At 53.9% G+C, this 17,530-nt stretch carries 10 protein-coding genes and 4 pseudogenes; all 14 read left to right on the forward strand.

Features of this window, described 5'->3' with window-relative positions; genetic code table 11:
• Positions 1-575: pseudogene (locus tag I656_RS0115015) on the forward strand (HNH endonuclease); the annotation flags it as partial.
• A 27-nt stretch (positions 576-602) separates the two neighbouring features.
• A pseudogene (gene recA / locus I656_RS11115) lies at positions 603-1,435 on the forward strand (recombinase RecA).
• 374 nt (positions 1,436-1,809) lie between these two features.
• Positions 1,810-3,366, forward strand: a complete 1,557-nt coding sequence (gene rny / locus I656_RS11110) for a ribonuclease Y (RefSeq protein ID WP_011230797.1) — start codon at positions 1,810-1,812, stop codon at positions 3,364-3,366.
• Between the two features lie 101 nt (positions 3,367-3,467).
• Positions 3,468-4,261 (forward strand): annotated as a pseudogene (locus tag I656_RS0115020) (TIGR00282 family metallophosphoesterase).
• A 128-nt stretch (positions 4,262-4,389) separates the two neighbouring features.
• Positions 4,390-4,650: a stage V sporulation protein SpoVS gene (spoVS, locus tag I656_RS11105; RefSeq protein WP_003251598.1), complete on the forward strand. Its 261-nt coding sequence runs from the start codon at positions 4,390-4,392 to the stop codon at positions 4,648-4,650.
• Between the two features lie 92 nt (positions 4,651-4,742).
• Positions 4,743-5,666, forward strand: coding sequence for a dipeptidase (locus I656_RS11100; RefSeq protein ID WP_033005061.1), 924 nt, complete (start codon positions 4,743-4,745; stop codon positions 5,664-5,666).
• Between the two features lie 155 nt (positions 5,667-5,821).
• A complete protein-coding gene (locus I656_RS11095) occupies positions 5,822-7,594 on the forward strand; it encodes a 2-oxoacid:acceptor oxidoreductase subunit alpha (protein ID WP_015374451.1) in 1,773 nt (590 codons plus the stop codon).
• The gene (locus I656_RS11090; RefSeq protein ID WP_011230801.1) at positions 7,561-8,427 is read left to right on the forward strand and encodes a 2-oxoacid:ferredoxin oxidoreductase subunit beta; all 867 of its coding nucleotides are present in this window, start codon (positions 7,561-7,563) and stop codon (positions 8,425-8,427) included. The genes I656_RS11095 and I656_RS11090 overlap by 34 nt, the downstream gene beginning before the upstream one ends.
• Positions 8,428-8,654: 227 nt before the next feature.
• Positions 8,655-10,249: pseudogene (gene miaB / locus I656_RS0115025) on the forward strand (tRNA (N6-isopentenyl adenosine(37)-C2)-methylthiotransferase MiaB).
• Positions 10,227-10,658, forward strand: a complete 432-nt coding sequence (locus I656_RS11085) for a RicAFT regulatory complex protein RicA family protein (protein WP_011230803.1) — start codon at positions 10,227-10,229, stop codon at positions 10,656-10,658. The pseudogene miaB and the gene I656_RS11085 overlap by 23 nt, the downstream one beginning before the upstream one ends.
• A gap of 224 nt (positions 10,659-10,882) precedes the next feature.
• Complete coding sequence (locus tag I656_RS11075; RefSeq protein ID WP_015374452.1) at positions 10,883-11,431, forward strand: outer spore coat protein CotE; 549 nt, start codon at positions 10,883-10,885, stop codon at positions 11,429-11,431.
• 96 nt (positions 11,432-11,527) lie between these two features.
• Complete coding sequence (gene mutS, locus I656_RS11070; protein ID WP_020754381.1) at positions 11,528-14,239, forward strand: DNA mismatch repair protein MutS; 2,712 nt, start codon at positions 11,528-11,530, stop codon at positions 14,237-14,239.
• A 14-nt stretch (positions 14,240-14,253) separates the two neighbouring features.
• On the forward strand, positions 14,254-16,146 hold the full coding sequence (gene mutL / locus I656_RS11065; RefSeq protein WP_020754382.1) for a DNA mismatch repair endonuclease MutL: 1,893 nt from the start codon (positions 14,254-14,256) through the stop codon (positions 16,144-16,146).
• Between the two features lie 209 nt (positions 16,147-16,355).
• On the forward strand, positions 16,356-17,381 hold the full coding sequence (locus tag I656_RS11060) for a LysM peptidoglycan-binding domain-containing protein (RefSeq protein WP_020754383.1): 1,026 nt from the start codon (positions 16,356-16,358) through the stop codon (positions 17,379-17,381).
• Positions 17,382-17,530 lie beyond the last annotated feature (149 nt).

The raw sequence follows: 17,530 nt of genomic DNA on the forward strand, positions 1-17,530 counted from the left end.
AAAAAGCGGCGCAATATAAAAGGCCTGTGTCAGAGTTTCACAATCGGATTGACAGACATAAAGGCTATCAAATGAAACATTTTTCTGTCGTCACAGAGGATGGCATAAGAGTAGGGATTACTCATGCAAAAATAACGCCTATACAGTATGCAACAGTATTCAAACAAGAAATGACCCCATACACTGCAGACGGCAGAAAAATGTATGAAGAAAAGCATAGAAAAATACGATTGCCAGATAAAATGAGTCTGTTTGATCACGATTCGATATTCATCTACATTTTATCTGAGCATAATGATGGGAAATATAATCTTGAATATTTCTTAAATAGGGTGAATGTATTTCACAGAGATAAAGGAAAATGCAAAATATGTGCTGTATACTTAAGTCCCGGTAACTTCCACTGCCATCATATTGACCCGAGTAAACCTTTAAGTGAGATCAATAAGACCGTTAATCTAGTTAGCTTATGCAACCAATGCCATAGGCTTGTCCATAGCAACCAAGAACCGCCGTTTACAGAACGAAAAATGTTTGACAAACTAACGAAATATAGGAACAAGCTGAAAATATAAAAGTCCTGTTCGCTGGAAGAATTGTAGGTGCTGCTGCCATGTCATCGCGAGGTGATATGGTGGAGAGATAGCCCAAAGGGGCTATCGAAGCTGTCCCGGTGGAACGCCGTGTGCGGGGAAACTCGCACGCACGGTGTGGGGTGGGGGAAAAGCCGGAGATTGCATCAAAGGCTTACCTATCACTATCGCTCGAAATCGCGGAAGCGCTCGTGCGAAGCGGCGCGGTCGATATTATCGTCATCGACTCGGTGGCGGCGCTTGTGCCGAAAGCGGAAATTGAAGGGGAGATGGGCGACGCCCATGTCGGCTTGCAAGCGCGGCTTATGTCCCAGGCGCTTCGCAAGCTGTCTGGCGCCATTAACAAATCGAAAACGATCGCCATCTTCATCAACCAAATTCGCGAAAAAGTCGGCGTCATGTTTGGCAATCCGGAAACGACGCCGGGCGGGCGGGCGCTCAAGTTTTACGCTTCCGTCCGCCTAGAGGTGCGCCGCGCCGAGCAAATTAAGCAAGGCAATGATATGGTCGGCAACAAGACGAAAATTAAAGTCGTCAAAAACAAAGTTGCGCCGCCATTTAAAACGGCTGACGTCGACATTATGTACGGCGAAGGCATTTCCCGCGAAGGGGAAATTCTCGACATGGCGTCCGAATTGGACATCGTGCAAAAAAGCGGTTCGTGGTATTCGTACAAAGACGAGCGGCTTGGCCAAGGGCGGGAAAACGCGAAGCAATTTTTGAAGGAAAACCCGCACATCGCCGATGAGATCGCCCGCGCCATCCGCCAGCATTACGGCATCGACGTTGAAGAGGGAACGAGCGAACCGCAGCAAGACGGGTTCGGATTGCTTGAAGAATAACGGCACAAGGCGTCCTGGCAAGTGGCTGGGGCGCCTTTTTCCATCCGTCCGGCCTGCCAAGGAGAGCGATAAGCCTAAAAAGGACGGCGGGCGGAACGGTCTTGTTCCGTTGTCATCCTCTAGGCGCGTCGGTGTAATATCTTGACAATTCCTATTGCCGCCTTTACAATGAACATGTATATTTGTCCATACGCGCGGCAGGGCCATACGCCCGCCCGCTGCGGCGGACCGCCTTCGTGCGGAAGGCTGCGCGGGTCGATTGTGATGCCAAGCGACTGAGCTAATGGATTGAAAACGGGAATGTCCATCTGCGCCGGTCATGGCGGTGAGAAGAGAGAACGAAAGGAAACCGAACAGCAAGAGGAGGTGAAACGATGGGTTCGATCATCATCTCCGCTTTGCTTGCCTTAGTCATTGGTGCCGTTGTTGGCTTTTTTGTTCGCAAATCGATTGCCGAAGCGAAAATCGGCGGGGCGAAAGCCGCTGCCGAACAGCTGATTGAGGAGGCGAAACGCGAGGCGGACGCCTTGAAAAAAGAGGCGCTTCTCGAAGCGAAAGACGAGATTCATAAACTGCGTACGGAGGCGGAGCGTGATATCCGCGACCGGAGAAGCGAGCTCCAAAAACAAGAAAACCGCCTGATGCAAAAGGAGGAAAATCTCGACCGCAAAGATGAAGCGCTCAACAAACGTGAGGCGTTGCTTGAGGCAAAGGAAGAAGCGTTGAACGAAAGACAACAGCATATTGAACAAATGGAAAGCAAAGTGGAAGCGCTCGTCAAACAACAACAAGCCGAACTTGAACGCATTTCCGGCCTGACGCGCGACGATGCCCGCCAGCTCATTTTAGAGCGCGTTGAGAAAGAGCTGTCGCATGAGATTGCGATGATGATCAAAGAGGCGGAAACGCGGGCGAAAGAGGAGGCAGACAAACGGGCAAAGGCGATTTTGTCGCTTGCCATCCAACGTTGCGCCGCCGACCATGTCGCCGAAACGACGGTTTCCGTCGTCAATTTGCCAAACGACGAAATGAAAGGGCGGATCATCGGGCGCGAAGGGCGGAACATCCGCACGCTCGAGACGTTGACCGGCATCGATTTGATCATCGACGATACGCCGGAAGCGGTCATTTTGTCCGGATTTGACCCGATTCGCCGCGAGACGGCGCGCATCGCGCTCGATAAGCTTGTGCAAGATGGCCGCATCCATCCAGCGCGCATTGAGGAAATGGTCGAAAAGGCGCGCCGCGAAGTGGATGAGCATATCCGCGAAGTCGGCGAACAGACGACGTTTGAAGTCGGTGTTCACGGCTTGCATCCGGATTTGATCAAAATTTTAGGGCGGCTCAAGTTCCGAACGAGCTACGGACAAAACGTGCTGAAACATTCGGTGGAAGTGGCGTTTTTAGCCGGACTGATGGCGGCCGAGCTTGGGGAGGACGAAATGCTGGCGCGCCGGGCCGGCTTGCTTCATGACATTGGCAAAGCGATCGACCACGAAGTGGAAGGAAGCCATGTGGAAATCGGCGTTGAGCTGGCGACGAAGTATAAAGAACATCCGGTCGTCATCAACAGCATCGCTTCCCACCATGGCGATACGGAACCGACGTCGGTCATCGCTGTGCTCGTCGCGGCGGCCGATGCGCTGTCGGCGGCGCGGCCGGGAGCGCGCAGCGAAACGCTGGAAAACTATATCCGTCGTCTAGAGAAGCTTGAAGAAATCGCCGAATCGTACGAAGGCGTGGAAAAATCGTACGCCATTCAAGCTGGACGTGAAGTGCGCATTATGGTCAAACCAGATATGATCGACGATTTGGAAGCGCACCGGCTGGCGCGTGACATCCGCAAACGAATCGAAGAAGAGCTCGATTACCCGGGCCATATTAAAGTGACGGTCATCCGCGAAACGCGGGCGGTCGAATACGCGAAATAAAGTGGCTATTGCCACTTTCTTTTTTTGTGCGTAAAATAGGAGGGTATAGCGATGCGGAGATAGATGCAAGGCGATATGTTTCGTTTAGAAAGGGATCAAGGATGAGAATTTTATTTATCGGCGACGTCGTCGGTTTGCCGGGGCAAAAAATGGTGGAGCACTATTTGCCAAGGCTGAAGGAAAAACATCGGCCGGACGTTGTTGTGATCAACGGCGAAAACGCCGCCGGCGGGAAAGGAATCACCGAACCGATTTACCGGGCGCTTCTCGCTTGGGGGGCTCATGTGATCACGTTGGGCAATCACGCATGGGACAAACGCGATATTTTTGAGTTTATCGATCAGGCGAAGGCGCTGATCCGCCCGGCGAATTACCCGCCCGGCACGCCGGGAAAAGGCATCGTCTTTGTGCCGACCGAGCATGGCGAAGCGGCGGTCATCAATTTGCAAGGGCGAGCGTTTTTGCCGGCGATTGACTGCCCATTTCAAAAGGCGGACGAGCTGATCGCCGCCGCCTCCGCGCGCACGCCGGTCATCATCGTCGATTTCCATGCCGAGGCGACGAGTGAAAAACAGGCGATGGCTGGTACTTAGACGGCCGCGTATCCGCGGTCATCGGCACGCATACACACGTCCAGACGGCCGATAACCGCATTTTGCCAAGAGGGACGGCGTACATTACCGACGTTGGCATGACCGGTCCATACGACGGCATTTTAGGCGTCGATCGAGAGGCGGTGCTGCGCAAATTTTTAACCGGCCTGCCAGTTCGTTTCGACGTCAAGGAAGGACGAAGCCAATTGAATGCCGTCTTTGTTGATGTCGACGAAAAAAGCGGACGGGCGTTTCGAATTGAACGGTTGATCATTAACGATGACCACCCTTATTTTGAATAGTCCATCTTTTAAAAATTTTTTAAAATGTCCTCCTCCCATGCAGGAATAGTTGTCGAAACAGTGAATATAGTTACAATGAAGACCTTTTACCGAAATCATTTTCCAAGGAAACGAGGGAGGAGCTAGGAATGGAAATATTAAAAGTTTCAGCAAAATCGAATCCGAACTCTGTAGCTGGTGCACTTGCCGGGGTGCTGCGCGAGCGCGGCGCAGCGGAAATTCAAGCGATCGGCGCAGGTGCATTGAACCAAGCCGTTAAAGCAGTAGCGATCGCACGAGGGTTTGTCGCACCGAGCGGCATGGACTTGATTTGCATTCCGGCGTTTACGGATATTATCATCGACGGAGAAGAGCGGACAGCGATCAAATTGATTGTCGAACCTCGTTAACTGGATGATCAGACAATGGCGGCTATAACCTGTTGGCGCCTTCGGCTGCGAAGGCAGGCAGGTTATTTTTGCTTTTTCAAGGGGGGAACGGAATGATCTTCGATGCCCATTGCGATGTGTTGATGAAGTTATGGCAAGATCGGTCTCTGTCGTTTTACGACGGAGCTTCGCTTCACGTCACTCTTTCCGGGATGGCGGAAGCAGGGGTGAAAGTGCAATGCTTTGCCATCTACATACCGGAAACGGTGCCGGAGGAAGCCCGGTTCACTGTTGCGCTGGAGATGGTGGACATCTTCTTTGTCCGCATTATCGATGCGTTTCCGTCTGTGAAGTTCGTGCGGACGAGACGGGATATCGCCGCCCTTAAAAAAGAGGAAGTCGGCGCCATGTTGACGCTGGAAGGGTGCGACGCCATCGGCGCCAACCTTGTCAAGCTAAAGACGCTCCTTCGCCTCGGCGTCGCTTCCGTAGGGTTGACATGGAACTTCCCGAACGCTGTCGCTGACGGAGCGTGGGAGAAGCGCGGCGCCGGGCTGACGGCGTTTGGCCGGCAAGTCGTTGCGCTTCTTAATGAAGCAAAACGATGGGTCGATGTGTCCCACTTATCGGAGAAAGCGTTTTGGGATGTCATCGAGATGGCTCGGTTCCCCATCGCTTCCCATTCCAACGTGCATCGTCTATGCCCGCATCCACGCAACTTAACCGACGAGCAGATCAAAGCGTTGATCGAAAAAGACGGCATGATCGGCATTAATTTCGTTCCGTATTTTTTGACGGCGAAGAAAAACGAGGCGATGATCGCTGATGTGCTTCGCCATCTCGACCATATATGCGCGCTCGGGGGGGAAAACAACGTCGGGTTTGGTTCCGACTTCGATGGCATCACGGAGACGGTCGCCGGCCTTGGAACGGTAAGGGAATATGCGCGGCTTGTCAACGAGTTGTACAAGCATTACTCCACCGAGCAAGTATCCCGCTTTTTATTCGGCAACTTCTACGCCCATTTGCCGGAGTGACGAATATCACGGAGTATCGGCTCTGCGTATCCTAGAATAGAAGACAGGGCATCGGCGGCGCCGGCTGAAAAAGGCGTCCAAAATGGTAGTTTCCTTGTCAGAAAAGTGGTACAATAGTAGCGAAAGGCTGGAGTGAATATAAAGGGGTGTAATGCATGATCGAACAGCTGTCATGGAAGGTGGGCGGCCAGCAAGGGGAAGGAATTGAAAGTACAGGGGAAATTTTCTCCACAGCGCTGAACCGCCTCGGATATTACTTATATGGATACCGCCATTTTTCTTCACGCATCAAAGGGGGTCATACGAACAACAAAATTCGCGTCAGCACAAAACCGGTGCGGGCGGTCGCTGATGATTTGGACATCTTGGTGGCGTTCGACCAAGAGACGATCGACTTCAACTTCCACGAGCTGCGTGACGGCGGCATCGTCATGGCGGACGCCAAATTCAATCCGGTGATTCCGGAAGGAAAAGGAGTGGCGCTTTACGCCGTTCCGTTCACCGATATCGCCACACAGCTTGGCAATCCGCTGATGAAAAACATGGTTGCCATCGGCGCGACAAGTGCGGTGCTCGATTTGGACGCCGCCGTGTTCGAAAGTGTTGTTGTGGATACATTTGGGCGCAAAGGGGCGCAAGTCGTTGAGAAAAACATGGAAGCGATTCGCGCTGGAGCGCAATATATGAAAGAGCAGCTCGATGGTTCGACGAAAACGATGAAACTAGCCAAAGCCGACGGCAAACGGCGAATGTTCATGATTGGCAACGATGCCATCGCCTTGGGCGCCATTGCCGGCGGGGCGCGCTTTATGGCCGCCTATCCGATCACCCCAGCTTCGGAGATTATGGAGTATTTGATTAAAAAGCTGCCGGATTTTGGGGGCGCGGTCATCCAGACAGAAGATGAAATCGCCGCCTGTACGATGGCGATCGGCGCCAACTATGCGGGCGTGCGGGCGTTCACCGCTTCGGCCGGACCCGGGTTGTCGCTTATGGCCGAAGCGATTGGGCTGGCCGGGATGACGGAAACACCGCTTGTTGTCGTCGATACGCAGCGGGGCGGTCCAAGCACCGGCTTGCCGACAAAGCAAGAGCAGTCGGATTTGCTCGCGATGATCTATGGCACGCACGGGGAAATTCCCAAAATTGTCATGGCGCCAAGCACGGTCGAAGAAGCGTTTTACGATATGGCGGAAGCGTTCAACTTAGCCGAGGAATACCAATGCCCGGTCATTTTCCTGTCGGATTTGCAGCTGTCGCTCGGCAAGCAGACGGTTGAGCCGCTTGATTACGATCGGATCGAGATCCGCCGCGGCAAGCTGATGAATGGTGAACTGCCGCCGCTTCCGGACAAAGACAACTTCAAACGGTATGAAATCACGCCGGACGGTGTTTCGCCGCGGGTGCTGCCGGGAACAAAATACGGCATCCACCATGTCACCGGGGTCGAACACGCCGAAACAGGCCGCCCGTCAGAGACGGCGGCAAACCGCCGGGCGCAAATGGAAAAACGGATGCGCAAACTTGAGCACATCCACTTCCCGACGCCGGTGCACAAACAACTCCGCCACGAAGAACCGGATTTGCTCCTTGTTGGCTTTTTATCGACGCGCGGAGCCATTGAAGAAGCGATGGAGCGGCTCGAGCAAGATGGCGTCAAAGTCAACCATGCGCACATCCGTCTGCTTCATCCGTTCCCGGTTGACGACGTGCGGCCGCTTGTCGAGAAAGCGAAACGAGTCGTCGTCGTCGAGCAAAACGCTACCGGGCAGCTGGCGAATTTGTTGAAAATGAACGTCGGGCACGCTGATAAAATCGCCAGCGTCTTAAAATTCGACGGCAATCCGTTCTTGCCGGGCGACGTCTATACTAAATGCAAGGAGTTGTTAGCGCAATGGCCACCTTTAAAGATTTCCGCAATGATGTGAAACCGAACTGGTGTCCGGGGTGCGGCGACTTTTCCGTGCAGGCCGCCATCCAGCGCGCGGCCGCCAATCTCGGGTTGGAGCCGCACGAACTCGCGGTCATTTCCGGGATCGGCTGCTCGGGCCGCATTTCCGGCTACATTCACTCTTACGGCTTTCACGGCACGCACGGCCGCGTTTTGCCGCTGGCGCAAGGAGTGAAAATGGCGAACCGCGATTTGACGGTCATCGCCGCCGGCGGGGATGGCGACGGATTCGCGATCGGCATGGGGCACACGGTTCATGCCATTCGCCGCAACATCGACATCACATACATCGTCATGGACAACCAAATTTACGGGTTGACGAAAGGACAAACATCGCCGCGCAGCGCTGCCGGCTTCCAAACAAAAAGCACGCCGCACGGGTCGATCGAGCCGGCTTTGTCGCCGCTCGAGATCGCGTTAAGCGCCGGAGCGACGTTTGTCGCGCAAGGTTTCTCAAGCGATTTAAAAGAATTGACAAGCTTGATTGAGGAAGGCGTCAAGCATAAAGGCTTTGCGCTCATCAACGTCTTCAGCCCGTGCGTGACGTACAACAAAGTGAATACGTACGAGTGGTTCAAAGAGCGGCTCATCAAGGTGAGCGACATCGAAGGATACGACCCGTCCGACCGGGAGATGGCGATGCAGACGGTCATGAAATACGATGGTCTCGTCACCGGGATCATTTATCAAAACAAAGAACAAAAGTCGTACCAAGAGCTTGTGCCAGGCTACAGCGAGGCGCCGCTTGCCGAGGCGGAGCTGAAAATGAGCAAAGAAAAGTTCGCCGAACTCGTAGCAGAGTTTATGTAAAAATGGAAACCATTTGCACCCGATGGAGGCTTGCCTCATTGGGTGTTTTTTGTTATCATGACATGTTCCGGTCCTCCGGAACAAACCCCATTGTGTTTCCTTGCCGCTCGCGATATACTATGGTAGTGTGTGGTTGGAAGAAATTTGCCGAGGCGAGGCGGCTGCACAGGAAAAGGCGGCCGCTCGTCCCGGATGATCGAATGATTTTGTGAAGAAAGGAGATTGCTATGAACGAAAAACAACGTTTGGAGCAAACGGGACAAATCAAAACCGAAAGCCATCCAGCGGACAGAAAATCCGCCTTGGACCGGCTGAAAGAAAAAACGACGAAAGACTATGAGAAATATTTCACGAGCGTGTTTCTCCCGCCGAATTTAAAAGAGGCGAAGAAACGCGGCAAAGAGGAAGTCAAGTACGTCAAAGACTTTGCGATTCCTGAAGAGTTTCGCGGCATGGGGCGCGGACGGAAGTTTTACATCCGCACGTATGGCTGTCAAATGAACGAGCACGATACGGAAGTGATGGCCGGCATTTTCATGGCGCTCGGCTATGAGCCGACCGACCGTCCGGAAGAGGCAAACGTCATTTTGCTCAACACGTGCGCGATCCGTGAAAACGCGGAAAACAAAGTGTTTGGCGAGCTCGGCTACTTAAAGCCGCTCAAAACGACGAACCCGGACTTATTGCTCGGCGTGTGTGGCTGTATGTCGCAAGAAGAATCGGTTGTCAAGAAAATTTTAAAACAATACCAATACGTCGACCTCATTTTCGGCACGCACAACATCCATCGCCTGCCGTACATTTTGCATGAGGCGTACATGTCGAAAGAAATGGTCGTCGAAGTATGGTCGAAAGAGGCGACGTTGTTGAAAACTTGCCGAAAGTGCGCAAAGGGAAGATTAAAGCATGGGTCAACATTATGTACGGCTGTGACAAGTTTTGCACGTACTGCATCGTCCCGTACACGCGCGGCAAAGAGCGAAGCCGCCGTCCGGAAGACATCATCCAAGAAGTGCGCCAGCTCGCCGCCCAAGGCTATAAAGAAATTACGCTCCTTGGGCAAAACGTCAACGCTTACGGAAAAGATTTCACCGACATCCAGTACGGCCTTGGCGATTTAATGGATGAGCTGCGCAAAATTGACATTGCGCGCATCCGCTTCACAACGAGCCATCCGCGCGACTTTGACGACCGGCTCATCGAAGTGCTCGCCAAACGCGGCAACTTGGTTGAGCATATCCATCTGCCGGTGCAATCGGGCAGCACGGAAATTTTAAAAATGATGGGCCGCAAATATACGCGCGAGGAGTACTTGGAGCTCGTTCGCAAAATCAAAGCCGCCATTCCGGATGTCGCGTTGACGACGGATATTATCGTCGGCTTCCCGAACGAGACGGACGAGCAGTTTGAAGAAACGCTGTCGCTTTACCGTGAAGTCGAATTTGACTCGGCCTACACGTTCATCTATTCACCGCGCGAAGGCACGCCGGCGGCGAACATGAAGGACAACGTGCCGATGGAAGTGAAAAAAGAGCGGCTCAAGCGTCTCAACGACCTTGTTCAAGAAATCGCGGCCAAGAAAATGAAGCAATACGAAGGGCAAGTCGTCGAAGTGCTTGTGGAAGGCGAAAGCAAAACGAATCCGGATGTATTGGCGGGTTATACGCGCAAAAACAAGCTCGTCCACTTCGTCGGCCCCAAATCGCTCATTGGCCAATTGGTCAACGTGCGCATTACGCAGGCAAAGACGTGGACGCTGACGGGCGAGCTAGTCAATGAAGCGATCGAGGTGAACGAACATGGCAAAATATACGCGGGATGATATCTTGGCCCAGGCGAAGCAGCTGGCGAAAATGATCGCCGAAACGGAAGAAGTCGACTTTTTCAAACGAGCGGAAGAAAAAATCCACCAAAACGAAAAAGTGCGCACGTTGATCAACGAGCTGAAATCGCTGCAAAAGCAAGCGGTCAACCTTCAGCATTACGGAAAACATGAAGCGCTGAAACAGGTTGAGGCCAAAATTGACGCCATTTACGAAGAGTTGTCGCAAATCCCGATCGTCAGCGAATTCCAGCAGTCCCAATCCGATGTGAACGACCTGCTTCAGCTCGTCGCCTCGACGATTTCGAATACGGTGACCGATGAAATTCTCGCTTCGACGGGAGGCGACGTGCTGCGCGGCGAAACCGGCGCCGCGCTTCGCTACAACAAACACGGCGGCTGCCATTAATGGCATGCGGCTCAAAAGCGTCCTTTGGGGGCGCTTTTTTTCTTATGGGCGCGCTCTCCCTTTCCCCGAACCGCGGGCGGCTATCTGGCGGCAAAAAAGAAGGCACATCGAACGGAGCAGGCGCATACAATGAACTATACGGAATAATGATTCATTTGCTGTGCACATTAGCGGAGATGGCGCATAGGATGAAATGAAGATTCATTTGAGGAGGGTTCCGTTCGATGTCTGAATACAGAGAAATTATTACGAAAGCCGTTGTCGGCAAAGGCCGCAAGTTTACACAATCGACCCATACGGTGACGGCGCCGAACCGCCCGTCAAGCATTCTCGGCTGCTGGATCATCAACCACCGTTATGAAGCGAAAAAATGCGATAAAACGGTCGAAATTCACGGCCATTATGACATCAACGTCTGGTATTCGTACAACCACAATACAAAAACCGAAGTCGTCACCGAAACGGTGTCGTATACGGACGTCGTCAAATTAAAATATCGCGACAAAGATCATTTAATCAGCGATGACACCGATGTCATCGTCCGCGTCATCCAGCAGCCGAACTGCCTCGAGTGCACGATTTCGCCAAACGGCAATAAAATCGTCGTCGATGTTGAGCGGGAGTTTGTCGCCGAAGTGATCGGCGAAACGAAGGTGTGCGTTGCCATCAATCCGGAAGGCTGCGGCAAGGACGACGATTTTTGCGACGAGGATGACCTTGATGAAGAATTAGAAGATTTAAGCCCAGATTTGCTGCTTGGCGAAGAAGAATAAAACTAGGAAATTTCTTTCCTAGTTTTTTCTTTTGCCGCTTGTTATAATAGTAGCGCAATCAACGAGCCTTCGGGCCGAAAAGGTTGGGGAGAAGCGATGCCATCGTACACACCGATGATTCAGCAATATTTGCACATTAAAGCGCAATATCCGGACGCGTTTTTATTTTTCCGGCTTGGCGATTTTTACGAACTGTTTTTTGACGACGCCATCAAGGCGGCGCAAGAGCTGGAAATTACGCTCACAAGCCGCGATGGCGGCGGCGATGAACGGGTGCCGATGTGCGGGGTGCCGTACCATTCGGCGCAAGGATATATTGAACAGTTAATCGAAAAGGGATATAAAGTCGCCATTTGCGAACAAGTCGAAGACCCGAAAACGGCCAAAGGCGTCGTTCGCCGCGAAGTGGTGCAGCTCATCACCCCAGGGACGCTCATGGAAGGCAAAGGGCTCACCGAGAAGGAAAACCACTACTTGGCGGCGCTCACGCCGTTTGCTGATGGTACATACGGATTGGCTTACGCCGATTTGTCGACCGGCGAGGTCCGATTGACGCTTCTTTCTTCGTGGGAGGAAGCAGCAAACGAATTGCACGCCGTTGGAGCGCGGGAGATCATCGTTGCCACAGACAGCGGCGAAGAGTGGGTGCGCGAGCTGAAAGAGCGGTACGGGGCGGCGGTCTCTTATGAGGACGACACATCTCTATGCGACGAATGGAACGGCGTCATCGGCCATGTGGCGCAAGAAAAGCTGCGGCAGGCCGCAGCCCGTTTGCTTCATTACCTCGTCCGCACGCAAAAGCGGCGGCTCGATCATTTGCAGCCGGCTGAGTTGTATCAAGTTGACCACTATATGAAAATGGACCGACATTCCAAGCTGCATTTGGAATTGGTCGAAACGGTGCGGTCAAAAGGAAGGAAAGGCTCGTTGTTATGGCTTTTGGATGAAACGGTGACAGCGATGGGCGGGCGGCTCTTAAAACAATGGCTGGACCGGCCGCTCATTGATCGGCGCGAAATCGAACGGCGCCTCGATTTTGTGGAAACGTTGAAAACGAGCTATTTTGAACGGCAGGAGCTGCGCGACAGGCTGCGCGGCGTTTACGACATTGAGCGCCTTGTCGGCCGTGTCTCCTACGGCAACGCCAATGCCCGCGATCTCGTGCAGCTGAAAAAGTCGCTTCTTCAAGTGCCGGCGCTCCGCCAGACGGTCGGCGCGCTGCCGCTCGCTGAAGCGGACAAGCTGTGCGAGCGCCTTGACCCGTGCGAAGAGCTCGTCGATTTGCTCGAGCGCTCGATTCAAGAACAGCCGCCGCTTTCCGTCAAAGAAGGGAACCTCATCAAAGACGGGTATGACAAGCAGCTCGACCGCTACCGCGATGCGAGCCGCAACGGCAAAGCGTGGATCGCTGAACTTGAGGCGAAGGAGCGGGAAGCGACCGGCATCAAATCGCTCAAAGTCGGCTACAACCGAGTGTTTGGCTACTATATTGAAGTGACAAAGCCCAATCTCCCCCTTGTTCCGGAAGGACGTTACGAACGGAAGCAGACGCTCGCCAACGCCGAGCGTTTTATCACCCCGGAGTTGAAGGAAAAAGAGGCGCTCATTTTGGAGGCGGAAGAAAAAAGCATCGAACTCGAATATGAACTGTTTGTCGCCATTCGCGAGCAGGTGAAGCAATACATCCCGCGCCTGCAGACGTTGGCGAAAGCCATTGCCGAGCTTGATGTGCTTCAATCATTCGCAACGATCAGCGACGAGTATCGCTACGTGCGTCCGCAGTTTTCCACGGAGCGCGTCTTGGTGATTCAAGGCGGCCGCCACCCGGTTGTCGAAAAAGTGCTCGGCGCGCAAATGTACGTGCCGAATGACTGCTACATGAACCGCGAGCGGGAAATGCTGCTCATCACTGGACCGAACATGGCTGGAAAAAGCACGTACATGCGGCAAGTGGCGCTCACCGCCGTCATGGCGCAAATCGGCTGTTTCGTTCCCGCCGAGCGGGCGGTGCTGCCCATTTTTGACCAAGTGTTCACCCGCATCGGCGCTGCTGACGACCTGTCGGCAGGACAAAGCACGTTTATGGTCGAAATGTTGGAGGCGCGCCACGCCATCGCTCATGCGACGCAAAACAGCCTCATTTTGTTTGATGAAATCGGGCGCGGCACATCGACGTACGACGGCATGGCGCTCGCCCAGGCGATCATTGAGTACATTCACGACCATATCGGCGCGAAAACACTATTTAGCACCCACTACCATGAACTCACCGCCTTGGAGCGTTCGCTCCCGCGGCTTTCGAACGTCCATGCCCGCGCCATCGAGGAAAACGGCAAAGTCGTCTTTTTGCATCAAATCGCCGACGGGCCGGCCGATAAGAGCTACGGCATTCACGTCGCCGAGCTGGCCGGGCTGCCGGCTTCGCTCATTGAACGCGCGCGGGCCATTTTAGCGGAACTGGAGAAAGCGGCGGGAAAACAGGAAGCCGCCGCAGGCAGGATGGACGATGGCGCTTTGGCGGAAGCGGGTTTGGCTTTTCAGGGGAACGAAGCGTTAGACGTCGGCAGCAAGGTTGAGCGCGAGAAGGCCTCCCGTCCGTCAGCCGGCGCGGCGCGGGAGGACGTTTTGGCGGAAGCGGCGTTTGAGCAGCTGAGCATGTTTCCTGACCTTGCCCCGGCGCCTGTGGAGCCGCCTCTTTCAAGCAAAGAGAAAAAGGCGCTCGCGGCGCTGAAAGAGATCAATTTGCTCGAGATGACGCCGCTTGAGGCGCTCAACAAACTGTATGAACTGCAAAAGCTCCTCAAGTAAAGGAGGGAGGCCCGATGGGACGCATCCGCAAGCTCGATGACCTGCTGGCAAACAAAATCGCCGCCGGCGAGGTCGTCGAGCGGCCGGCTTCGGTCGTCAAGGAGTTGGTGGAAAACGCCATTGATGCCCATAGTACGGTCATCAACATCGAGCTTGAAGAGGCGGGAATGGCGAAAATCCGCGTCATTGACAACGGCGACGGCATGGAGGAAGACGACTGCTTGCTCGCTTTTGAACGCCATGCGACAAGCAAAATTCACAACGAGCACGATTTGTTCCGCATCCGCACGCTCGGGTTCCGCGGTGAGGCGCTGCCGAGCATCGCTTCTGTATCCGAAGTGGAGCTGACGACCGGCACAGGCCGCGGACCGGGGACGAAGCTCGTGTTAAAAGGAGGCGCGCTCGTCTCCCGCGAGCGGGCGGCCGGACGCAAAGGAACGGAGATTACGGTGTCCAACTTATTTTTCAACACCCCGGCGCGGCTCAAGTATATGAAAACGATCCATACCGAGCTCGGCCACGCAGCCGATGTCGTCAACCGGCTAGCGCTCGCCCATCCGGACGTGTCATTCCGGCTTCGCCATCACGGCAAGACGCTGCTGGCGACAAACGGCAGCGGCGACGTTCGGCACGTGCTCGCCGCCATTTACGGCATGGAGACGGCGAGACAAATGATCCCCATCGAAGCGGAATCGCTCGATTTTACCGTTCGCGGCTACATTTCGCCGCCGGACGTGACGCGCGCCTCGCGCAACTACATCTCGCTTGTTGTCAATGGCCGCTATGTGCGCAGCGTGCCGCTCATGAAAGCGATTGAAGCCGGCTACCATACGCTCTTGCCGATTGGCCGCTATCCGATTGTGTTTTTATCCATTGAAATGGATCCGGTGCTTGTCGACGTCAACGTCCATCCGGCAAAGCTCGAAGTCCGCTTTAGCAAGGAAGCAGAGCTGAATGAGCTCGTCACAGACGCCATCCGCCAGGCATTTCGCGAGCGGACGCTCATTCCGTCCGTATCGGCCGACAGCAAGATGGCAAAACCAAAGGCGGAGCAGGCGGCTTGGACGTTCACTCATCGCGTCCGCGAGCCGTCTGTCTTATCGAGCGACATCGGCGGCGGGGAAGATGCGACCGCCCCTTTTGCGCCGCTAACCGGTGACGCACCGGCTGAGCGGCCATCCGCGGCTGTGCAGACGGATGAATGGGGAATACCGGACGAACATGGGCCCGCTTTCGAGCGAAAGCAGGAGGAAGAGGTGGGAGAAGAGCGGCGCGCCCTCCGCTTGCCGACAGATGGGCAAGCGGAGGATAAAGCGGCGGCCGATCGCCTGCCGCCGCTTTATCCGATCGGACAATTGCATGGGACGTACATTTTGGCGGAGAACGAACATGGGCTGTATATGATCGATCAGCATGCGGCTCAAGAGCGGATCAACTATGAATATTTCCGGGAAAAACTTGGCGAAGCCACGAAGGAAGTGCAGGAGCTGCTCGTTCCGTTGATGTTTGAATATCCAGCCGACGAGTACGAGCGAATCGCCGCCTGCCGCAATGAGTTGGCGCGCTGCGGCGTGTTTCTTGAGCCGTTTGGGCCGCGGGCGTTTCTCGTTCGCTCCCATCCGACGTGGTTTCCGAAAGGGAGAGAAAAGGAAATCATCGAGGAAATGATCGAACAAGTGTTGGCGGCCAAAACGGTCGACATCAAGCAATTGCGCGAACAAGCGGCGATCTTAATGAGCTGCAAGCGCGCCATTAAAGCAAACCAACATTTGCGCCAGGATGAACTGTTCGCTTTGCTTGAGGCGCTGCGGCAGACGACGGACCCATTTACTTGTCCGCACGGCCGGCCGATCATCGTTCATTTTTCGACATATGAAATTGAAAAACTATTTAAACGGGTGATGTAGCCTGCGCCCCCTTTGCGCGACAAAGGGGGCGCTTTTTGTAATCGTTTTGTAATCTACTTTTATTCTTTCTGTTACAGACGGATTGCTTTGATTTTACTATAATGGCACATGTGCAGGAATACTGTGGTGAATTTTGTAGAGTGATAGCGAATTTTGTATAAACATGGATACATAAAGATGGATACATCGACGTCATAGGGGGATGCAGCATGAAAAAAACGGTTGTATTGACAAGCACGTTGATCGGCTCGTTGTTGGCCGGCCACGCGGCATCGGCGGCGAGCTATACGGTGCAAAAAGGCGATACGCTTTGGAAGATTGCCCGGCAATCCGGCACGACGGTCGCAGCGTTAAAGCAAGAAAACGATTTGTCTTCGGATTTGATTTTTCCCGGACAAGTATTGCGCGTCAATGAGCCAAATGAATCGAACGAATCTTCTTCGAATACATATACGGTCGAGCCTGGTGATACGTTAAGCGGAATCGCCCGCAAGTTTGGCACGACTGTGGATGCGCTGCTCAAGCTCAATCCAAGCATTGCGAACCCAGACTTCATTCGCGCCGGGCAGAAGCTGCAAGTAGCAGGGGGACAGGAACGTTCCAATACATACAATGTGCAGCCGGCAGCCGTGCCGACAAGCGGCCGGTATATCGTGCAGGCGGGGGATACGCTGCTTGGGATTGCGAACAAGTTTCAAACGACGGTCGACCGTCTATTGGCACTGAATCCACAAATTACAAACCCGAACATTATTCGCATTGGCCAAGCCATTAAAGTGGCGGGCGGAACGGCTGATGTCCGGGAGGCCAAGCAGCAGGTGTCGGCCGCCAACTCGGCTGCCGCTGAGTCCTCCGCATCGCTTGCCGACCGAATCATCGATATTGCGGAAAAATATTTAGGGGCGCGCTATTTGTACGGAGCAAGCCCGTCGCGCACCGATGTGTTTGACTGCTCATCGTTTACGATGCGCGTTTTTGGCGAAGCCGGCATTTCGCTGCCGCGCACATCCATCGCTCAGGCGCAAGCGGGAAGAACGGTGTCGTTTGGCCAGTTGCAAAAAGGCGATCTCGTCTTTTTTGATACCGATTCGAACGGCACAATCAACCACGTCGGCATTTATGCTGGCAACGGGCAAATGATCAACGCCACCGTTTCGCTCGGTGTCACGTATTCGTCGCTCACGTCCTCATATTGGAAAACGCGGTTTGTAAAAGCGGTCCGGGTGCTTAACTAACGGGATGCGTATGGACGTCGGCTTAAACATAACCGAATGCGGCGGAAGGCTGCTCGCATAAAGCACATTTGTGCTTTGGCGGGCAGCCTTTTTTTTATGCATCCCGTGCAAAGATGTTGCTTCAGCTGCTGATCGTCACAACCAAGGGA

The sequence above is a fragment of the Geobacillus sp. WSUCF1 genome (assembly GCF_000422025.1).
In the GTDB taxonomy this organism is placed as follows: domain Bacteria; phylum Bacillota; class Bacilli; order Bacillales; family Anoxybacillaceae; genus Geobacillus; species Geobacillus zalihae.